At 64.9% G+C, this 20,515-nt stretch carries 18 protein-coding genes; 5 read left to right on the plus strand and 13 right to left on the minus strand.

What is annotated here, in order from left to right:
• Position 1: 1 nt before the first annotated feature.
• The gene (gene araH, locus ACOJB8_RS22310) at positions 2-1,012 is read left to right on the plus strand and encodes an L-arabinose ABC transporter permease AraH (RefSeq protein ID WP_069265834.1); all 1,011 of its coding nucleotides are present in this window, start codon (positions 2-4) and stop codon (positions 1,010-1,012) included.
• A 65-nt stretch (positions 1,013-1,077) separates the two neighbouring features.
• On the opposite strand, the gene ACOJB8_RS22315 is transcribed toward araH, so the two are convergent.
• The 8 genes from ACOJB8_RS22315 to ACOJB8_RS22350 all read right to left on the minus strand — a co-directional run bounded on the left by ACOJB8_RS22315 (position 1,078) and on the right by ACOJB8_RS22350 (position 9,821).
• Positions 1,078-1,803 carry a FadR/GntR family transcriptional regulator gene (locus ACOJB8_RS22315; RefSeq protein WP_110854758.1) on the minus strand — a complete coding sequence of 242 codons (726 nt, stop codon included), beginning with the start codon at positions 1,801-1,803 and terminating at the stop codon, positions 1,078-1,080.
• 55 nt (positions 1,804-1,858) lie between these two features.
• On the minus strand, positions 1,859-2,668 hold the full coding sequence (locus tag ACOJB8_RS22320) for an ATP-binding cassette domain-containing protein (RefSeq protein WP_368602592.1): 810 nt from the start codon (positions 2,666-2,668) through the stop codon (positions 1,859-1,861).
• Positions 2,668-3,681: an ABC transporter permease gene (locus ACOJB8_RS22325; protein ID WP_475014242.1), complete on the minus strand. Its 1,014-nt coding sequence runs from the start codon at positions 3,679-3,681 to the stop codon at positions 2,668-2,670. The genes ACOJB8_RS22320 and ACOJB8_RS22325 overlap by 1 nt, the downstream gene beginning before the upstream one ends.
• Positions 3,682-3,708: 27 nt before the next feature.
• Positions 3,709-4,812: a sugar ABC transporter substrate-binding protein gene (locus ACOJB8_RS22330; RefSeq protein ID WP_069265838.1), complete on the minus strand. Its 1,104-nt coding sequence runs from the start codon at positions 4,810-4,812 to the stop codon at positions 3,709-3,711.
• 233 nt (positions 4,813-5,045) lie between these two features.
• Positions 5,046-6,185, minus strand: a complete 1,140-nt coding sequence (yjfF, locus tag ACOJB8_RS22335) for a galactofuranose ABC transporter, permease protein YjfF (protein ID WP_083245333.1) — start codon at positions 6,183-6,185, stop codon at positions 5,046-5,048.
• A gap of 32 nt (positions 6,186-6,217) precedes the next feature.
• A complete protein-coding gene (locus tag ACOJB8_RS22340) occupies positions 6,218-7,255 on the minus strand; it encodes an ABC transporter permease (RefSeq protein WP_368683410.1) in 1,038 nt (345 codons plus the stop codon).
• Entirely contained in the window at positions 7,252-8,775 is a 1,524-nt protein-coding gene (locus ACOJB8_RS22345) for a sugar ABC transporter ATP-binding protein (protein WP_069265840.1), read from the minus strand. The genes ACOJB8_RS22340 and ACOJB8_RS22345 overlap by 4 nt, the downstream gene beginning before the upstream one ends.
• A 95-nt stretch (positions 8,776-8,870) precedes the next feature.
• Positions 8,871-9,821 carry an ABC transporter substrate-binding protein gene (locus ACOJB8_RS22350; protein ID WP_370684291.1) on the minus strand — a complete coding sequence of 317 codons (951 nt, stop codon included), beginning with the start codon at positions 9,819-9,821 and terminating at the stop codon, positions 8,871-8,873.
• Between the two features lie 286 nt (positions 9,822-10,107).
• Here ACOJB8_RS22350 and ACOJB8_RS22355 point away from each other — a divergent pair, with 286 nt between their 5' ends.
• A complete protein-coding gene (locus ACOJB8_RS22355; protein ID WP_069265842.1) occupies positions 10,108-11,850 on the plus strand; it encodes an IlvD/Edd family dehydratase in 1,743 nt (580 codons plus the stop codon).
• Between the two features lie 46 nt (positions 11,851-11,896).
• On the opposite strand, the gene ACOJB8_RS22360 is transcribed toward ACOJB8_RS22355, so the two are convergent.
• Positions 11,897-12,904, minus strand: a complete 1,008-nt coding sequence (locus ACOJB8_RS22360; protein ID WP_475014245.1) for an NAD-dependent epimerase/dehydratase family protein — start codon at positions 12,902-12,904, stop codon at positions 11,897-11,899.
• A 130-nt stretch (positions 12,905-13,034) separates the two neighbouring features.
• Here ACOJB8_RS22360 and ACOJB8_RS22365 point away from each other — a divergent pair, with 130 nt between their 5' ends.
• Complete coding sequence (locus tag ACOJB8_RS22365; RefSeq protein ID WP_475014247.1) at positions 13,035-13,931, plus strand: LysR family transcriptional regulator; 897 nt, start codon at positions 13,035-13,037, stop codon at positions 13,929-13,931.
• An 8-nt stretch (positions 13,932-13,939) separates the two neighbouring features.
• On the opposite strand, the gene ACOJB8_RS22370 is transcribed toward ACOJB8_RS22365, so the two are convergent.
• Positions 13,940-14,863 (minus strand): LysR family transcriptional regulator, encoded by a 924-nt coding sequence (locus tag ACOJB8_RS22370; protein ID WP_475014338.1) that lies wholly within the window; start codon positions 14,861-14,863, stop codon positions 13,940-13,942.
• 121 nt (positions 14,864-14,984) lie between these two features.
• Between ACOJB8_RS22370 and ACOJB8_RS22375 the strand changes: the two genes are divergently transcribed.
• Positions 14,985-15,755 carry a transporter substrate-binding domain-containing protein gene (locus ACOJB8_RS22375; RefSeq protein ID WP_475014249.1) on the plus strand — a complete coding sequence of 257 codons (771 nt, stop codon included), beginning with the start codon at positions 14,985-14,987 and terminating at the stop codon, positions 15,753-15,755.
• Positions 15,756-15,801: 46 nt separating this feature from the next.
• Positions 15,802-16,920 carry a succinylglutamate desuccinylase/aspartoacylase family protein gene (locus tag ACOJB8_RS22380; RefSeq protein WP_475014251.1) on the plus strand — a complete coding sequence of 373 codons (1,119 nt, stop codon included), beginning with the start codon at positions 15,802-15,804 and terminating at the stop codon, positions 16,918-16,920.
• 15 nt (positions 16,921-16,935) lie between these two features.
• On the opposite strand, the gene ACOJB8_RS22385 is transcribed toward ACOJB8_RS22380, so the two are convergent.
• The 3 genes from ACOJB8_RS22385 to ACOJB8_RS22395 form a co-directional block, all read right to left on the minus strand.
• Positions 16,936-18,177, minus strand: coding sequence for a sensor histidine kinase (locus ACOJB8_RS22385; protein ID WP_475014253.1), 1,242 nt, complete (start codon positions 18,175-18,177; stop codon positions 16,936-16,938).
• 322 nt (positions 18,178-18,499) lie between these two features.
• Positions 18,500-19,834, minus strand: coding sequence for an epoxide hydrolase family protein (locus ACOJB8_RS22390; protein ID WP_475014255.1), 1,335 nt, complete (start codon positions 19,832-19,834; stop codon positions 18,500-18,502).
• A 145-nt stretch (positions 19,835-19,979) separates the two neighbouring features.
• On the minus strand, positions 19,980-20,447 hold the full coding sequence (locus ACOJB8_RS22395) for a MarR family winged helix-turn-helix transcriptional regulator (RefSeq protein ID WP_028202370.1): 468 nt from the start codon (positions 20,445-20,447) through the stop codon (positions 19,980-19,982).
• Positions 20,448-20,515: the final 68 nt, after the last annotated feature.

A 20,515-nucleotide genomic window follows, 5' to 3' on the forward strand; every position in this document is an offset into this window, starting at 1 on the left:
AATGAGTGAAGCCATGCAGCCACAGGGCACGCCTACCGTCAACGAAGCCGCCGCGCCGATTACCCCCCAGCGCGCGCGGGCGTGGGACATGATCAACAAATCGGGCATCGTGGTGGTGTTCGTGGTGCTGTTCGCGGTGCTATCCGCCACGGTGCCCGACTTCCTCACGACCCGCAACATTCAGGGCCTGCTGCTCTCCGTCACGCTGATCGGCTCGATTGCCGTCACGATGATGTTCGTGCTCGCGCTGGGCGAGGTCGATCTTTCGGTCGCCTCGATCGTGGCGTTCGCGGGCGTGGTGGCCTCCACGGTCATCACGCAGTCGCATAGCGTGCTGCTCGGCATTACGGCCGGCGTGCTCGCGGGCGGCGCGGTCGGGCTCGTGAACGGCGTGCTGATCGCGCGCTTCAAGATCAACTCGCTGATCGCCACGCTCGCGATGATGGAAGCGGTGCGCGGCCTCGCCTTCCTCACCTCGAACGGCGACGCCGTGATGATCTCGGAAGAACGCTTCTTCGATCTGGGCGGCGGCTCGTTCCTGGGCATCTCGTACCCGATCTGGAGCAACATCATCGGTTTCGTGGTGTTCGGTTTCCTGCTCAAGAAAACCGTGTTCGGCAAGAACGTGCTCGCGGTGGGCGGCAATAGCGAAGCGGCGCGCCTGGCCGGCCTGCCGGTCACGCGCATCAAGATCACGGTGTTCGTGCTGCAAGGGCTCATTACGGGCTTCGCGGGCGTGATGCTGGCCTCGCGCATGAGCCTCGGCGACCCGAAGACTTCGGTGGGCCTCGAACTCGGTGTGATCTCGGCCTGCGTGCTGGGCGGCGTGTCGCTCACGGGCGGCGTGGCGACGATCTCGGGCGTCCTGGTGGGCGTGCTCATCATGGGCGCGGTGCAGGACGCCATGAGCCTCATGAACGTGCCGACGTTCTATCAGTACCTGATTCGCGGCGGCATCCTGCTGCTCGCGGTGCTGTTCGACCAGTTCCGTCGCAGCAAGCGGGCGGTGTGAGGCAAGCGCACGTCAATGGGCCGCGCAATGCGGCCCAGGTGCGGCGGCGCTTCAGTCTGCAAGCCTCAGGTTTCCAGCCCCGCCCCGCCCAGAATCGACTTGGCGTCGGCGCGCGCATTGTCGAGTTGCACGACGCTCGCCTGCCGCGCCGCAAGCGCGTCGCCGTGCTCGATCGCCGTGAGAATCGCCTTGTGGCGCGGCAACGAAAGGGCGTGCGTGTTGGGATGGCGGCTCGTGAGCTTGATCGACTCGGAAAGCGCGAGCGAGAGCATGTTGCCGATGTACGCCAGCATGTTGTTATGCGTGGCGGCCATGATCGCGCGGTGGAATTCCAGATCGGGTTCGAGCAGGTCGGCAGCGGTTTGCGCCTGCTCCATGCGGGCGTAGGCCGCGGTGATGCGGGCGCGGTCTTCGTCGTTTGCTGAAATCGCGGCAAGTGCCGCGGCGGCGGGTTCGATGATCTGCCGCACGGTCATGAGCGAGCGGAAGAACTCGCCTTCGGGAATGCTGTTGACGGTCCAGTACAGCACGTCGGGGTCGAGCATGTGCCATTCTTCGCGCGGGCGAACGACACTGCCCACGCGCGGCTTCGACACCACGAGACCCTTGGCGACCAGCACGCGCGTGGCCTCGCGCAGCACGGGCCGGCTCACGCCGTAGGTTTCGCACAGCGTGGGTTCGGGCGGCAGGCGCTGCCCGGGGGCGAGCGTGCCGCCTACGATCTGCATGCCGAGCTCCTGCACGATGCGCGCGTGCATGCTCTTGCGTTTCTCTAGATTGCGGTAATCCATGATTGTCCGGCCGGGGGCTACCCGATCGGAGCGTCCCCCCTGTATGTGGGAACCATTACGCGCTGGTGGCGCGCATGGCCCGATATTCCCGCCGCACGATATCCATCAGTTCAGCCACCGATGTATTGGCGCTGTGCTGCTCGTATGTCACGCGGCCTCGCTGCATCAACATGATGCGATCCGCAATATCGAGCGTCTGCGCATAGTTGTGCATGATCATGATAATCGATAGGCCGCCTTTTTCCTTCAAACGCATGATGAGATCGATGATCAGACCCGCTTCGCGCGCTCCCATCGCGGCGAGCGGCTCATCGAGCAACAGGATTTTTGCGTTCGAATGCACGGCGCGCGCCACCGCGATCGCCTGGCGCTGACCACCCGAAAGCCGCTCCACAGGCAGGTCCACGGAGGGCACGTGCACGCCGATGTCGTCGAGCAGTTGCGCCGCGCGCTGGCGCATCTGCTTGTGATCGAGCAGTTTGAAGGGCCCGCGCCGCACAATCTCGCGGTTCAGGAACATGTTGTGGTAAATGCTCAGCGAATTCGCCAGCGCGAGGTCCTGATAAACACATTCGATGCCGAGCGAGCGCGCATGGTCCACCGAGCGCAGCAGCGTCTCGCTGCCGTCGATCTGCAGTGTGCCGCTCGTTTGCTGATGAAAACCCGTGAGGATTTTCACGAGCGTGGACTTGCCCGCGCCGTTGTCGCCGAGAATGCCGAGGATTTCGCCGCGGCCGAGCGTGAGCGAAACGCCGTCGAGCGCCGTGACCGCGCCGAAGCGCTTGACGATGTTCTCGCCGCGCACCGCGAGCGGGGCGTTGGCCGTGGCGGTTGCGCCGCCGGGGGAGGCTTGCGATTCGTCCATCATCGGCTCCCTTTGCGGCGCAGGCGCCCAACGTGGATGTTGAAGACCATGGCGGCGAGAATCGCGGCGCCGAGGATGATGTTGAAGGTGAACGCGTTGATGCCGATGAGCGTGAAGCCGTCGTTGAGAATGCCGAGCACCGCTGCGCCGATCAGGCCGCCCACGATCGTGCCCGAGCCGCCCGTGAGCGGCGTGCCGCCGATCACGGCCGAAGCCACGGCGAGGAACATGATCTGGTTGCCGCCCGCCTGCGGGTCGATCGAGGTGATGCGAAAGCCTTCCAGAATGCCGGTGAAGCCCGCGAGCACGGCGGCAATGATGAAATTGCCGAGGCGCAGCCGGTTCACGTGAATACCGGCCTCGCTCGCGCCTAGCGGATTCGCGCCGGCCGCCTGCGTATGCAGGCCCCAGCGCGTGTGGCGCAGCAGCACGTGCATGGCAAATGCGATGACGACAGTCCAGAGGATCTCGCTATAGCCCCACGCGCCCATGAAGGCCGCGAATTCGGGCGAACCCGGCGTCTGCACCGGCGTGCCGCGCGAAATGGTGAGCGTGATGCCGTTGATGAGGAAGAGCGTGCCGAGCGTCGTGACGAACGAGGGCAGACGCAGCCACACGGTCACGGCCCCGTTCACGAAGCCGACGATGCCCGCGGCCACGAGCCCCGCGATCACGGCGAGCCACATGGGCGCGCCCGCGTCGTTGGCGAACACCATCATGAACGGCGCGAAGGCGAACACCATGCCGGCTGAAAGATCGATGTCGCCGCCGATCATCAGCATGATTTCGCCGAACGCGATGATCGCCACCGGCGCGATGAACTGCGAGAGGTTGACGAGACTCGCGTTGGTGAGCAGGAAATCCCGGTTGGAAAATTCGAAGTACGCCGCGAGGATCATCGCCACGAGCAGAATACGCAACTCGGGCGCCCACGCGGAGAGCCATTGCCCGCGCGGGCGGGCAACAGCCCGCGCGGAGACTTCAGCCTTGCCGGTTTCGTTCACAGAGTTCATCACTCGTAGTTCATTGCACTGGGTTCATTACGACTTGATCGCACCGCTCATCGGCACGATTTGCGGCTTGGTGGTCTTGCCTTCGAAACGCGTCGAGGTATTGAGGTACGGCTCGACGGTTTCCTTCGTCACGAACTTCAGACCCGTGTTCGTGTCGGCCGGCCCGACCAGCCCGCCCGAGGCGAGCGTCACGAACGCCTGCATCACCGTATAGAAGCCCTGCACGTACGGCTGCTGGTCGATCGTGAAGTCGAGATAGCCTTCGTGGATGAGCTGGACCGTGGTCGGCAGCAGGTCGAAGCCGCCGCCGTGCACACCCTTCGAGGGCAGGTTGTTTTCCTTCATCACCTGCGCGACGCCCTGCGTGCTGCCCGCATCGACAGCGAACATGCCCTTCAGGTCCTGGTGGCCCAGGTAGAACGACTTGATCTTCGAAAGCTCTTCGTTGACGGTCGCGCCCGTGGCCACGGTCTGGATGTCGATCTTCTTGCCGGACTTCTTGATGGCGTCGCTCGCTCCGTCCAGACGCGGCTGGATGTTGAGCTGGCCAGGCGTGGCGATGAAGAGGCCGACGAGGCCGCTGTCGATCAGGCTCACGATACGCTCGCCCATCTGGTAGCCCGAGAGATACAGGTCCTGGCCGATATAGGCAAGCCGCGGGTTCTTCTTGCCGCGCGGCGCGTCGGCGTTATAGGCGAAGACGGGAATGCCCGCGTCGAGCGCCGCCTGAATGGGCTTGTCGAAAGCGGTGGGGTCGACGATCGGCACTGCGATCGCATCGGCCTTCGCGGCGATGGCCGAATTCACGGCACGCACCATTTCGCCCGCGTCGGACGTGGCCGAGCCGGTCCACTGGTAGTCCATGTTGAGCAGCGAGCACGCGTCCTGAATGCCGTATTGCGTCGGCACGAAGAACGGATTCGTGGTGACGTGATTGACGAACACGATCTTCCACTTCTTGTGCGAAGGGAAGCCCGATTCGGCGGCCTGCGCCGTGGAAATGAATCCGCCGCCGCCAACCGCACCGAGCAGCGATAGCGCCGCGCCCAGTCCCGCACCCTGCATCAGGCCGCGCCGGCCCGTGTCGATCAAGCCCTTACCGTCTTTTGCGTCATCCCGATCCTGCGCCATGTTTTCCTCCGGTCTTGTCATCGTGGTCGATGTAGGCGACTTTTCGTCGAAAAGCGTGCAGATACTGGCCAGTACCGGGGGAACGCGCTAGACATCCGCAGCGAACATGGGTTCGCCAGGCGCCGACGGTACCGCAAAAATCTTAGTGCAGCGTGATGAGGCCTCCTAATCCATGTATACCCGTAACTACTCCATACGCGCTGCCATGGCGACGATCGTCCATGACAAGCGGCTTACGCACCGCCCTTCGCCTCCTGCATGTGCGGCGGCGGGCTGGCGAGCTTGGCCTGGTCCATCGGCGCGGCGGCTTGCGGCCGCGTGGTGCGCGGGGCGCCGCGGCCTGTGCCGGTGGACTTGCGGCGCGCGGCGTGGCGCTCGGTTGCGCGCTGCATGAGGCAGAACGCGCAGAGCAGCGCGCCGATCACGATGCGCGTCCACCACGAGCTGAGCGTGCCGTCGAAGGTAATGAGCGTCTGGATCGTGCCCAGAATGCCCACGCCGAACACCGAGCCGATCACATAGCCCACGCCGCCCGTAAGCAGCGTGCCGCCGATCACGGTCGCGGCGATGGCGTCGAGTTCCATGCCTTGCGCCTGCAGCCCGTAGCCCGACAGCACGTAGAGCGTAAACACCACGCCGCCGAGCGCCGAGCAAAAGCCCGAGAGCGCGTACACGCCGATCTTGGTGCGCGCCACCGGCAGGCCCATGAGCAGCGCGGAGCGCTCGTTGCCGCCGATCGCGTAGACGTTGCGCCCAAAGCGCGTGAAGTGCGCGATGACGATGCCCGCAACGAGCATGGCGATGGCCGTGAGCGAACCGGTGGTGAGCGAGCCGCTGCCCACCGGAATGTTGAATTCGGAGAGCGCGTGAAAACCGGGGTCGTTGATCTGGATGGATTCGGTGGTGATGAGAAAGCAGGTGCCGCGCGCGAGGAACATGCCCGCGAGCGTGATGATGAAGGGCTGCAGCCGGAAGAAGTGGATCAGCGCGCCCATTGCCGCGCCGTACAGCGCGCCGCAGAGCAAGACGAGCGGCACGACCACGAGCACGGGCCAGTGCAGTTTTTCGGTGCCCACGGCGCAGAGAATCGTCGTGAGCGCGACCACGGCGCCGACCGAAAGATCGATGCCGCCCGAGATGATCACGAATGTCATGCCGATGGCGACGATCAGCAGGAACGCGTTGTCGACCAGCAGCCCGAAGGCCACCTGAAGCGAGAAGAAACCGGTGTACATGACCGAGCCGAAGCCGAACAGCACGGCAAACAGCACGACGGTCACGACGATGGGCAGCACGCGCGGATCGACGAAGCGGGTGGCGCCGCGCCGGCACGCTGCGAGCGTGTTCGAAAAGGACAGGGCAGGGCGGTTCATGCTCGGCTTCCCCCGAATGGGTGCATGACGACTCAGGCGCGCACGCGGCGCGCGAGAGCGATGCGTTTGAGTTGTTGAAAAGCGAAGGTTCGCGCGGCGGGCGACTGGATCAGGCACACGAGCAGCACGACCACGGCCTTCACGACGAGCGTGGCCTCGGGCGGCACGCCGATCGAATAGGTGGTGTAGGTGAGCGTCTGGATAATGAGCGCGCCGAGCACCGTGCCCGCGAGACTGAAGCGCCCGCCCAGCAGCGACGTGCCGCCGAGCGTTACGGCGAGAATGGCGTCGAGTTCGAGCAGAAGGCCCGCGTTGTTGCCGTCCGCGCTGCGCACGTTCGAACTGATGAGAATGCCGGCGATCGCGGCGGTCACGCCGCAGAACGCGTACGCGCCGAACACCACGGCTTGCGACGACAGGCCCGCAAGTCGCGCGGCCACCGGATTCACGCCGATCGAGCGGATGAACAGGCCGAGCGCCGTGCGGTTGACGATCAGCGCGGTGAGCGCGGTCACGGCAATCGCGATCCACACGGCGCACGGGATCAGCGCGAAATAGCCGCCGCCCGCGAAGAGATAACCGGGCGCGCCGATGGGGATGATCTGGCCGCCCGTGAGCAGCTGCGCCACGCCGCGGCCCGCCACCATCAGGATGAGCGTGGCGATGATCGGCTGCATGCCGACGAACGCGACGAGCAGCCCGTTCCAGATGCCGGCGAGCAGGCCCACCGCGAGCGCCGCGCCGAACGCGAGGCCCACGCGCGAAGGATCGGCGGCGAGCACCGTGGCGGCCGCCGCACCCGCGATCGCCACGACTGCGCCCACGGAAATGTCGATGCCGCGCGTGGCGATCACGAGCGTCATGCCGAGCGACACCACGACGAGCGGCGCGGCGCGCATGAGGATGTCGATGGGCGCGCCGAACAGGTGGCCGCCCAGCATCGTGATCGAGAGGAAGTTGCCGCGATGCACGACATCGACGACGAAAAGCGCGATGAGCGTCACCGCGGGCCACACCAGCGGATGCCGGATGACGAGCGAAAGCCAGACGGGGAGGGCGGGGCGCGTCATCGACGGTCTCCGGCAATGAGGTCGTAGACTTCGTGCTCCGAGCGCGCCGCGCCCGAAAGCTCGGCCACCTTGCGCCGGTCGCGCAGCACGGCGATGCGGTCGGAGACACGCACCACCTCGCTGATCTCCGACGAAATGAACAGGATGCCGAGGCCCTTTGCGCAAAGCGCGCGCACGCGGTCCATGATTTCGAACTTGGCGGCCACGTCGATGCCGCGTGTGGGTTCGTCGAGGATCAGCAAACGCGGCTTCGTCGCAAGCCAGCGCGCGAGCAGCACCTTCTGCTGGTTGCCGCCCGAAAGCAGGCCAATGGGCTGTTCGGCGTCGCGCGCCTTGATGCCGAGTTGCTCGATATATTCGTTGGCCAGTTCGCGCTGGCGCGAGCGCCGTATCATGCGCCACCAGCCCAGTTGCGCCTGCAGCGCAAGCACGATGTTTTCGCGGATCGACAGATCGGCGACGATGCCTTCCTTCTTGCGGTCTTCGGGACAGTAGGCCATGCCGTGGCGCACGGCGTCTCGCGGCGAAGAAAGCTTCACCGCTTTGCCGTTGATATGCAGCGTTCCCGCATCGGCTTTGTCCGCGCCGAACAGCAGGCGGGCGGTTTCCGTGCGGCCCGAGCCGAGCAGGCCAGCGAGGCCGAGAATCTGGCCCGGCTGCACTTCCAGATCGAGCGGATTGAGCACGCCGCGGCGCGCCACGCCTTGCGCCGCAAGATACGGTTCGGCGTTCGTTGCCGCCGTCTCGCCGTGCACCGTTTCGGCTTGCGTGAGCCGCTCGCCCGCGTTCTGCAGGCCCACCATTTTCGCGACCAGCGTTTGCACCGGCAGGTCGGCGGCGAGATATTCGCCTTCGCGCTCGCCGTTGCGCATCACCGTGATGCGATCGGAGATCGCATAGGTCTGCTCCAGAAAATGCGTGACGAACAGGATCGCAATGCCCGACGCTTTCAGCTTGCGCAGCACGTCGAACAGGCGCGCGACTTCGCCTTCGTCGAGGCTCGAAGTCGGTTCGTCGAGAATCAGAATGCGCGCATCGACGGACACCGCGCGCGCAATCGCCACCATCTGCTGCATCGCAATGGGGTAGGTGTCGAGCGACTGCGTGACGTCGAGAGAGAGATTCAGTTGCGCGAGCGCTTCTTCTGCGCGGCGATGAATCGTTTTCCAGTCGATCAGGCCGAGGCCGCGCTTGCGCGGCTGGCGGCCCGCGAAAATGTTCTCCGCAACCGAGAGGTTCGGGCAGAGATTGACCTCCTGGTAGAGCGTCTGGATGCCGGCGGCTTCCGCCATCTGCGGCGTCGGGAAGTGCACCGCCTCGCCCGCGAGGCGTATCTCGCCCGCCTCGGGCTGGTGCACGCCGGTCAGCACGTTGATGAGCGTGGACTTGCCGGCGCCGTTCTGCCCCATCAGCGTATGGATTTCGCCGGGGTACAGACGAAAATCGACCCGGTCGAGCGCACGCACGCCGGGGAAGGTTCGGGTAAGACCGACGGTTTCGAGTATCGGGGCAACGCTCATAAGCAACCGTGAAAGAGGCCAGAGCGCGCGGTGTGCTGAGTCAACTCCTTAAATACTAAGGGCAACGAAGCACGCCGCGCCGCTTGCAGCGAAGTTTAGTACTTGCGCGACGGGAGCACCTGTGCCGCCACGTCCTCCGGGAACACCGTTTCGTTCGTCACGATGCGCTTGGGCAACTGCTTGCCCGCCACGACGTCCTTCACGGCGCTCATGAGCTGCGGCCCGAGCAGCGGGCTGCACTCCACGTCGACATTCATCTTGCCGGCGATCATCGCCTGGAAGCCGCCCTTGGTGGCGTCGAACGACACGACGCTGATGTCCTTGCCCGGCTTCATGCCGGCTTCTTCCATGGCCTGGATCGCGCCGAGCGCCATGTCGTCGTTATGCGCGTAGACCACGTTGATCTTGTTTCCATACGTCTTCGCGAATGCTTCCATGACCTGCTTGCCGCCGGCCAGCGTGAAGTCGCCGCTTTGCGACGCGATGATCTTGAACTTCGGATCGTTCTTGATCACTTCCATGAGGCCCGAGTGACGGTCGTTGGCCGGTGCGGAACCCACGGTGCCTTGCAGTTCGACGATATTGATCGGGCCGGGGTTGTCCTTGTAGTGATCTTCAAGCCACTTGCCCGCGCGGCGGCCTTCTTCCATGAAGTCCGAGCCGATCATCGTCACGTAGAGCGACTGATCCTTCACGTCGATGTTGCGGTCCGTGAGGATCACGGGAATCTTGGCGCGCCTGGCCTCCTGCAGCACCGGCTCCCAGCCCGATTCGACCACAGGCGAGAACGCGATCACGTCCACCTTTTGGGCGATATACGAGCGGATCGCCTTGATCTGGTTTTCCTGCTTCTGCTGGGCGTCCGAGAACTTGAGGTTGATGCCGGCGTCTTTGGCGGCCTGTTTGACCGACACCGTGTTTGCCGTGCGCCATGCGCTTTCCGCGCCGACCTGCGCAAAACCTAGCGTAATCTGCTTGTCTTCGGCGTGTGCGACACCCGCCGCCAACGAGAAAGCGGCCGCCGCAGCGACCAACCCGCTTACCATGCGTGTTGCCAGTTTCATGCGTGTCTCCGATGTAGCTCTGTGCGTTGTATTTCTTTAATTCATGGCGCTACACCCGCGTCCATCACGGCCGGACAGTATCACGAGAAGTATCGCGCCATCCCTGGCCTTCGGTTATATCCTCTCGGTATACCGTTGGCCGCCCCTGCTGACCACAATAGACAAACTATATGCAACGACCAGAACGGTTTCGATTAGCGTTTTCCCGATAATCGCAGTCCATATAGTCATGCTATTTATAGGACTTTCTCACTAAGTGGGCAAAGCCATGAACACCCGTAAGCCCAAGCTTCGCTCGGCCGCGTGGTTCGGCACCACGGATAAAAACGGCTTCATGTACCGGAGCTGGATGAAGAATCAAGGAATACCGGATCATGAGTTCGCCGGCAAGCCGATTATCGGCATTTGCAATACGTGGTCGGAACTCACGCCGTGTAACGCGCACTTTCGCAAGCTCGCAGAGCACGTCAAGCGCGGCGTCTATGAAGCCGGTGGATTTCCGGTCGAGTTTCCCGTGTTCTCGAACGGTGAGTCGAACCTGCGGCCCACGGCCATGTTCACACGCAACCTCGCTTCGATGGATGTTGAGGAATCCATACGAGGCAATCCAGTCGATGCCGTCGTGCTGCTGGTCGGCTGCGACAAGACCACGCCCGCATTGCTGATGGGCGCGGCCAGTTGCGACGTCCCTGCGATTGCCGTGACCGGCGGCCCGATGCTCAACGGGAAGCACGAAGGGCGCGATATCGGTTCGGGCACGGTGGTGTGGCAACTGAGCGAGCAGGTGAAGGCGGGCAAGATTTCGATCCACGAGTTCATGTCGGCGGAGTCGGGCATGTCGCGCTCGGCGGGCACCTGCAACACCATGGGTACGGCTTCGACGATGGCGTGCATGGCCGAAGCGCTGGGCGTCACGCTGCCGCACAACGCGGCGATTCCGGCCGTGGACGCGCGCCGCTACGTGCTCGCGCACATGTCGGGCATGCGTATCGTGGAGATGGCGCTCGAAGACCTGCGCCTCTCGAAGCTGCTCACGCGCGCGGCGTTCGAAAACGCCATTCGCACGAACGCGGCGATCGGCGGCTCGACCAATGCGGCGATCCACCTGAAAGCGATCGCGGGACGCATCGGCGTGCCGCTCGAACTCGACGACTGGACGCGCATCGGGCAAGGTACGCCGACCCTCGTCGACCTGCAGCCTTCGGGCCGCTTTCTGATGGAGGAGTTCTATTACGCGGGCGGCTTGCCCGCCGTGCTGCGGCGCCTCGGTGAAGCGAACCTGCTGCCGCATCCCGATGCGCTCACGGCCAACGGCAAAACGCTGTGGGAAAACGTGCGCGAAGCCCCCATTCACAACGCCGAAGTCATTCGCCCGCTCGACAATCCGCTCGTCAAAGACGGCGCGCTGTGCGTGCTGCGCGGCAATCTCGCGCCGAACGGCGCGGTGTTGAAGCCGTCGGCGGCCACGCAGAAGCTGTTAAAGCATCGCGGGCCCGCCGTGGTGTTCGAGAACTTCGACGACTACAAGGCGCGCATCGGCGACCCCGATCTCGACGTCACGGCCGATTCCGTGCTCGTCTTGAAGAACTGCGGGCCCAAGGGATATCCGGGCATGGCCGAGGTGGGCAACATGGGCTTGCCGCCCAAGCTGCTTGCGCAGGGCGTAACCGACATGGTGCGCGTGTCGGACGCGCGCATGAGCGGCACGGCGTACGGCACGGTGGTGCTGCACGTGGCCCCTGAAGCGCGTGCGGGCGGCCCGCTCGCGATCGTGCGGGACGGCGACTGGATCGAGCTGGACTGCGAGGAGGGCGTATTGCGCGTGGATATCAGCGACGAGGCGATCGTCGCGCGGCTCGACGAGTGGGCTGCGAACCAGCGGCCCATCCCCGCCGATCGCAGCGGTTATCGCAAGCTTTATGTCGAGCACGTGTTGCAGGCCGACGAGGGCTGCGATTTCGACTTCCTGGTGGGTTGCCGCGGCTCGGACGTGCCGAGCCACTCGCATTGACATTCGGAATCCGTATCAAATCGCGCAGCGCCTGAAGGCGTAACCATCAAGCCGCCTTCGGCGCGCGCTCGTCGGCGCCGAGGCAATTCAGACCCATGAGCGTCGCCTCGACGGCTTCGTCGAGCGGCGTATGCGGCTCGCGCCCGAGTTCGCGGACGAGGCGGGCGTTGTCGAGCTGCAACGGTTCGCTCCACAAATAGCGCATCTCCATCAGTTCGCGCAGCGTCGTCACGAAGGGCGAGATGACGCGCATGAAGGCCCAGGCGAAGGGCTTGCTCTGCGGCTTCAGTCCGTGGCGCCGGGCGACGCGGCAGATCGCTTCGACGAACTGCGAGCCATCGGCGTCCCAGTGGCCGGCCATGTGGAACACTGCGAACGCGGGCAGCGTGTCGCGCCGCTCGATCAGCTCGAGCATCGTACGCGCGACATCGGGCACGTACGACCACGCGTGGCCCACGCCGCGCGTCCCCGGCTGGCGCACGACCTGCACCGGCTCGTCACGCTTCACGATACCTTGCGCAAACCAGCTATTGCCCACGTGCGGCCCGAAAAAGTCGCCCGCACGCACGACGATCGAGCGCACGCCATGCTCGCTCGCGGCCCGCATGCGCCGCTCCAGTTCCACGCGAATCGCGCCCTTGCGCGTGAGCGGCTGCTGGGGCGAATCTTCACGCAGTACCGGGAAGGTGTCGGGCCCGAAGTTGTAGATGGTGCCCGGCAGCACGACGGTCGCGCCCACGGCGGCCGCGGCGGCGAGCGTGTTGTCGATCATCGGCAGCACGACTTCCGCCCAGCGCCGGTATCCGGGCGGGTTCACGGCGTGCACGATCACCGCGCAACCCTGCGCGGCGCGTACCACCGCTTCGCGCGAGAGCGCGTCGCCGTCGACCCACTCGATGGCGCCGGCGGCAGCCGTGCCCGGCGCACCGCCGCGCCGCAGCGCGCGGACTTGCCAGCCGGCGTCGAGCAACTGGCGCGCGACTTCGCTGCCGATTCCGCCGCTGGCGCCGAGTACGAGTGCGCGGTTCTGTCGATTGATGGGGGTGGCGTTCATGCGGGTTCTCCTGAAGGGTGAGCGGTGATGAGGGGCATTCTGCGCCGCTTGCCGTCAATAGAAAATTGGCGAAAATAGACCATAAGCTATACATTTATGTATAGCGTGCGATCTGAATTGGGGACGAAGTATGGCCGACAAGGAACCGAACTGGGAGTGGTACCGGAGCTTTCTGCAGGTCCTGGAAAGCGGCTCGCTCTCGGCGGCCGCCCGCGCGTTGGGCATCACGCAGCCGACCGTCGGCCGCCACATCGAAAGTCTGGAGGCGGCGCTTGGACTCACGCTGTTTACGCGCTCATCCGATGGGTTCTCGCCAACCGAGGCGGCCAATGAACTGCGGCCGTACGCGGTCGGCCTTGCGATGACGACGGCCGCCTTGCGCCGCGCGGCGAGCGGTCACGGCTCGGGCGTGCGGGGGACCGTGCGGCTGACGGCGAGCGAAGTCATCGGCGTCGAGGTCTTGCCGCCGATCCTGGCGGCGCTGCGCCACCAATATCCCGAGCTGAGGATCGAACTCGTGCTGTCAAACAGGGCGGACGACCTCCTGCGTCGTGAAGCGGACATTGCGATACGCATGTTCCGGCCAGTGCAGGAGGCGCTGATCGCCAAACGTGTTGGCGCGATCGACGTCGGGCTGCATGCCCACGAACGATATCTGGCGCTTCATGGCGTGCCGAAGTCGATGAAAGAGCTGACACGCCATTCGGTCATCGGCTTCGATCACGAGAACGCGTTCATTCGTTCGGTTCAGCCCAGGTTCGCAGCCTACAGCCGTCATAACTTTGCATTTCGCGCCGACAGCGACCTTGCCCAGTTGGCCGCGATACGCGCTGGTTTCGGCATCGGCGGGTGCCAGTCGCCGTTGGCGGCAAGAGACCCGAAGCTGGTGCGCGTTCTGCGCGACGAGTTCTCGCTGAGCCTGGATACGTGGGTCGCCATGCATGAGGATCTGCGCACGAGCGCGCGTTGCACGGTAACTTTTGCGGCGCTGGCGTCGGGGCTTAGCGCTTACATAGAAGGCGCGTAACGATCGCCTCAGCGCGGCGCGCGGCCCGCCCGCGCATACGAAGCGAGCATGGTCGCGAGCTCCTGTGCGGCAGGCGTGAGCGGCACGGCCGCGCGCTGCAGCAAACAGACCTGCTGCGCCGCCGGCCGCTCGGCGATCCTGATGCGCGTGAGCCGTTCGGCAAACGGGCCGCGCGTGGCGACCACCGACGACTCCAGCGCGAGGCAATCCGTTTCGCTGACCCAATGCAGCGTTTCGAAGAGCCCCTCCACCGTCGCCACGATGCGCGGCGGCGGCAACCCGTGGTCGGTGAAGAACGTCGTGAGCCGGCTCGAAGCGAAGGCGTCCGCGATATTGGGCGAGCGCGTCGCGAGCCAGTCGCAGTGCGTGAGCGAGCGCAGCGTGCGCGCCCCCGCCTTCGGGTGGTCGCGGCGGCAGACGACCACCGGGTCCGACGGGTAAAGCTCCGTCACCGAGAGATCGGTCGTATCGGTCTGGTCAGAAACGAGGGCGAGCGCGAAATCGAGTGTGCCTTCGCGTATCCACGAGATCATCATGCGCGACGTGCCCGTGCGCAGACGCAGCGCCACGCGTGGAAACCGCTTGCTGTACTGCCCGAGCACGGGCACGAGCGCGTCCATGAGCGGATCGGTCGTCAGGCCGAACGCCACTTCGCCCGCGTAATCGCCGCGCAGTTGCTGCGCCTCTTCGCTCGCGCGCTCGCACTCGCCGAGAATCGACGCCGCTCGTACCAGCATGCGCTGGCCGAGCACCGTGAGCGTCACGCCGCGATTCGTGCGTGTGAGCAGCGGGCCGCCCAGTTCGACTTCGAGATTCTGCAACTGCTGCGTCACGCCGCTTTGCGCCACGCCGAGGGCGCGCGACGCCGCCCGCACACTGCCACGCTGGGCGACGGCGACGAAGACGCGCAACTGGGAGAGCGTGAGACTCATGGGCGACGACTGGCTGTGATCGGTATGTGTGATCATGATAGACGAATTCGAGCTTTTCCCGAACGCAGCGTCGTCCTACCATCGGTCGGCAGGAGACCCCCACGTTCACTGATCGCTCATCATGAAAAAAATCCCGTCGATCCTTCTTTCGCTCGCGCTGGCCCTGAGCAGCAATGCCTTTGCGCGCGAGGGCGACATCGTGCGCCTCGGCATCGATCCGACCTATCCGCCCATGGACGCCAAGGCGCCCGACGGCTCGCTCAAAGGCTTCGACGTCGATCTCGGCAACGAGATCTGCCGCCGGATTCACGTGCGTTGCCAGTGGGTCGAGCTGGAGTTCTCGGGCATGATCCCGGCGCTGCAGGCGCGCAAGATCGACGCGATCATGTCGTCGATGGCGATCACCGCGAAGCGCGAGCAGCAAATTCTCTTCACATCGAAGCTGTTCCAGTTCAAGTCGCGGCTCGTCGCACGCAAGGGCGCCCCGTTCGGCGCCACCGCGCAGTCGCTGGCCGGCAGGTCGGTCGGGGTGCAGGCGGGCACGCAGTTCGAGACCTATGCGCTCGCGAACTGGGCGCCGGCGGGCGTGCACGTCGTCACCTACAAGAGCCAGGACGAAGTGTTCGCCGACCTCGTCAACGGGCGGCTCGACGCCGCGCTGCTGGGCTACGTCGAAGCCGACTACGGCTTCCTGCGCACGCCGCAGGGCAACGGTTTCGCGTTTGCCGGCGGCCCGATTTCGATGGGCGACCGCGGCACGGGCATCGGCATGCGCAAGGACGAAGCGGCGCTGCAGGCGCAGATGAACGACGCGATTGCGTCCATGCTCAAGGACGGCACCTACGCGCAGATCGCGCATCGCTATTTCGACTTCGATCCGTACGGAAACTGAGCGGCAACTGAGCCGCTGCACACATTTTTGAAACCGCATTGAATACATGAACCAGCAATCGACTCCGCTCCTGAGCGCCACGCCGGGCACGCACCGCGAACTGACCAGCTTCCATTTCGGCCCCGCCGACGCATCCCAGAGGGTCTATATCCAGGCGTCGCTGCACGCCGACGAAACGCCCGCCATGCTGACGGCCGTGCTGTTGCGCACGCAACTGGCGGAACTCGAGGCGCAAGGCGCGCTCGCCGCGCAGGTGGTGCTCGTGCCGCTCGCCAATCCCGTGGGCCTGAACCAGCACGTGCTCGGCCAGTTCATCGGCCGGTTCGATCTCGCGAGCGGCAGGAACTTCAACCGCCATTTCCACGCGTTTCCAAAGCTGCTCGCGCGCGCAAAGGAGACGCTCGGCGCGGACGTCGACCGCAACCGCGAGCTGATCCGGCAACTGATGCGCGAAGCGCTCGACGCGCAAGAGCCGCTCACGGAATTCGATTCGCTCCAGTTGGCGCTGCTGCGGCTCTCGCACGACGCCGATCTCATCATCGACCTGCATTGCTCGCTCGAGGCGGTCATGCACGTGTACACGAGCGAGGCCGGCTGGCCCGATGTCGAGCCGCTGGCCCGCTACCTCGGCTCGCGCGCGCAACTGCTCGCCACCGACTCGGGCGCGCAGGCGTTCGACGAGGCGCATAGCCTGCTGTGGTGGCAACTGCGTCAACAGATGCCGGCCACGCAGCCCGTGCCCGCCGGACCCACCGCGGTGACGATCGAGTGCCGCGGCCAGCGCGACGTGTCGTGGGGAACCGCGCAGCAGGACGCCGACGCGCTGATCGACTATCTGCGCTGGCGCGGTGCGCTCACCGGCGGCGACGTGAAGCCGCTGCCGGAGCTGCTGATGCCGGCCACGCCGCTCGCCGGCAGCGCGCAATGCTATGCGCCGTGCAGCGGTATTCTCGTGCATCGCGCGAAAATCGGCGACTGGATCCGCGAAAACGACCCGCTCTTCGATATCGTCGATCCGATGACGGGGGCAACGACGACGGTGAAGAGCACCGCGGAAGGCGTTTTCTATATGCGCAGGGCGATTCGCTTCGTCACGGCCGGCGCGCCGCTCGGTCGCGTGACGGGCACGCGTCCGATACGCAGCGGCGTGCTGCTGGGGGCTTGAGGGGAGGGTGTCGCGTCAGGCGTGCCGCGCTTTGCCCATCGGCACGATCACGCGCACCCAGAGTCCGCCCTCGGGATGATTGCCGATCTTGAGCTTCGCGTTGCACAGGCGCGCGAGGCGCCGGACGATCGACAGGCCCATGCCCCAATGCGAGTCGAGGCGAAGGCTCGCCGCGCGCGAGGCGGGCAACGGCGACGCCGGCGCGCCGCCCTCGGGCAGACTCGCCGCTACGCCTTCGCCGTGGTCCCGCACGCTCAAGGTCCACGAGCGCGGCCCGCGCGCCGTGCAGATCTCGATGGGCGGTTTGCCGTGCGCGTGCGCGTTGCCCACGAGATTGTCGACGAGGCGCACGAGCGCGGAGCGCGGCAGCGCAAACGCCTCGCCGGCGTCCAGTCGCAGCACGATGCTCGCGTCCGCGTTCGCGCCATAGACGAAGCGGTCCTTCAGATACGCGTCCACGGTCACGGGCGCATGATTCACGCCGCCCTGGCCGGCCGTGTCGACGAACTGCCGCGCGAGATCCTGGAAGAGATCGATGTCCTCGACGAGGGCCACGCGCAAGCTCCAGCGCGTGACGTTCATCGTATAGGCGCGCAACCGCGCCACTCGCGATTCAGTCTGCCGCAGGAAAGCGGCGAAGGTAGCCGACTGGTCTTCGACTGCGCCGGTGCGGCGGCACAACAGATCGCCGATCGCGCGGGCAAGCCCATGCAGCTTGCGCGGGCAGTCCACGAGCGCGAGCGCGGGTGCCGGGGCGCTTGCGCTCGTCGCGGCGCGCAGGGTGGCGATCATGGCGAGCAGATCGTGGCGCACCGTCCGCAGCCACCAGGCGCGCAGCGCGAACAGCAACACCCCGAGCGCCAGCATGAGCGCCGCGAATCGCGCATCGAACCAGCGGGCGGCCATCTTCAGGCGCGTGAAGCCAGACGAACAGGCTTCGCGCAGATAGGAGGCGTTCGACGCCGTCCCGGCATGCGGCGCCCAGATGGCATCGCGCAGATGAGGCGTTACCTCGGCGCCGAGATTGACGATGTCCGGTTTGATCGACACTAGCGGCGCGATCCCACGGACGCTCGCACCTTGTGCGGCCAGTTCCAGTTCCAGTTCGGCGTCCTGCTGCTGGGCGACCTGCGTCGCGGAAGCCGGTCCGAATGCCGTGTCGCCGAAATCGAGCAGCGACTCTGCATCGAGATATCGAAAACCGACTTGCACCAGCATCAGCGACGCCATCCACAGCAGGAATATCCGGGCAAACACAACAATCACCTTTCTTTTTTTGACGTCGAAGTTTGACTTGCGCCGGTCGGCGCACGTTTGAAATAGCCGCAAATCGGGCTATGACCGGCATTGTCCGCGAGGTGCGCGATCTTCTATTCGTGGAAAAGCACTGGAATTTGCGCCGTTTTTCCGCTTGAGCGATGCTGGTTCCCGCGCAGTCCAGTATTTGGGAATGGGTGCGCCCGTTGCGTTAGGCCATCAGACGGCGCTCGGGGTCTATGCAGGTGGCACCGGTATGTGAGCCTTCGGAGTCCTTGATAAAATCGTCGGACACCCGAAAGCTCACGCCTGCGGCATTTCGTCAGGCCGGCTGACGCAGCGTTCTGAAGGTCGCGCGAACTTCTTCCGTGAACGCGGCAGGCTGTTCCCATGCTGCGAAATGGCCGCCTTTCGGAAGGCGATTGTAGTGAACCAGCCTGGGGTAGGCGCGCTCCGTCCAGCTCTTCGGTGCGGCATAAATTTCGTCCGGGAAGACACTCACGCCAACCGGCAGCTCCACATGCTTGGGCGCGAAAAAGTTGAGCTTGTTTTCCCAATATAGGCGCGCGGAGGAAACCGCCGTCTTCGTCAGCCAATAGAGCGTCACATTGTCGAGCACGTCATCTTTCGTCAGGCCTTCGGGCTGGCCTGCGAACACGCGCGCGATCATCGCCTGCCCGCTCGCGTCGTGGTCGAGCATCCATGCGGCGAGGCCGACTGGCGAATCCTGGATCGCGTAGAGCGTCTGCGGGCGGTTCGCCATTTCGAGGGCGTAGTCCAGACCATGCTTGTAAAAGTAATCGAGCTGGTCGTACGCGTGCTGCTCTTCCGGCGAGAGCCCGGCCGGGGGCGGCGTGCCGTCCTTGAGCGATTTGGCGACAGCGTCGGGCACGGTCGCTGGCATGTTGGTGTGAATGCCCACGAGTCCTGCCGGCTTGAGCAGCGCCAACTGCTCCGTCACGGCATTGCCCCAGTCGCCCCCTTGCGCGGCGTAGCGCTTGTAGCCGAGCCGATCCATCAGCACGACCCAGGCGCGAGCGACACGCTGGGGGTCCCAACCGGTTTTCGTCGGCTTACCCGAGAAACCGTAACCCGGAAGAGAAGGAATGACGACATGGAACGCATCGGATGCGCTCCCGCCATGCGCGGTTGGATTGGTCAACGGTTCGATGATTTTCAGCTGCTCGATGATCGAACCGGGCCAGCCGTGCGTGACGACGATCGGCAGCGCGTTCTCGTGCTTCGAGCGCACATGGATGAAGTGAATATCGAGCCCGTCGATTTCCGTGACGTATTGCGGCAGCGAGTTGAGCCTCGCCTCCACCTTGCGCCAGTCGTAGTCGTCTGCCCAGTAGCTGGCGAGCCGTTGCATGGTCGCGAGCTGCACGCCTTGCGAGGCGTCGTCGACCGTTTCGCGCTCGGGCCATTGCGTCGCGACAATACGGCGCCGCAGATCGGTCAGCGCCGCTTCCGGCGCATGCACGCGCAGCGGACGAATCGAAGACGGATCGCCGGCGGCAATCTGCGTGAGTCCGCCGGCCGACGGCTTCGATTCCGCGAAGGCGAACCGGCTCATTGCGGCGCCTGCAAGCGTCACGGCAGCGGCCCCGATGAAGCGCCGGCGCGAAAGGGGCGTGGGATGAAGATCGTTTGACATATCAATTCCTGATGGTGACGTTGGATAATGGCGCGCAGGAAGCATTGGACGTGCGCATGCCTTTCCCCAACCGCGATATGGGTTGTAGTCCTAACTATTACTTATCGAAGCCGGCGCGCGGAAACTGTGCGCGTCGCTGCGACGGCTATTCGGTGTCGAGTGAACGAATCAGATTGGCACGCAGGTTCACGATCGCCCTTTGCAGTTTCATGAATTCGTCGTGGCCCAGCCCGGTCGCGTCGGTGAGATCCGCGATTTTCAGGCTCTTTTCGCGCAGCTTCCGGCCGCTCGCGGTCAGGCTCACACGCACCTGACGCTCATCTTCCGGATCGCGCCGCCGCTGCACATACCCCATCGCTTCGAGCTTTTTCAGCATGGGCGTCAGCGTGTTCGATTCGAGAAAGAGCTTCTCGCCCAAGCCGCTCACCGTCTGGTTGTCCTGCTCCCAGAGCGCGATGATCGCGATGTACTGCGGATAGGTCAGCCCGAGTTCGTCCAGGATCGGCTTGTATGCCTTGCCGAATGCCAGATTGGTCGAGTAGACCGCGAAGCAAAGGTAGTCTGCGAGCGGCGCGGGCGTGGCGCCCTGCGCCGGGTGGTCCGTCGATTTCATGGTCATCCTCTTCGGGCAAAGGGCCTCAATGGCTCGCAAACTTGAATAAATCGCTTGCGATTATATCG

This window comes from Paraburkholderia sp. BR10141 (genome assembly GCF_056155635.1).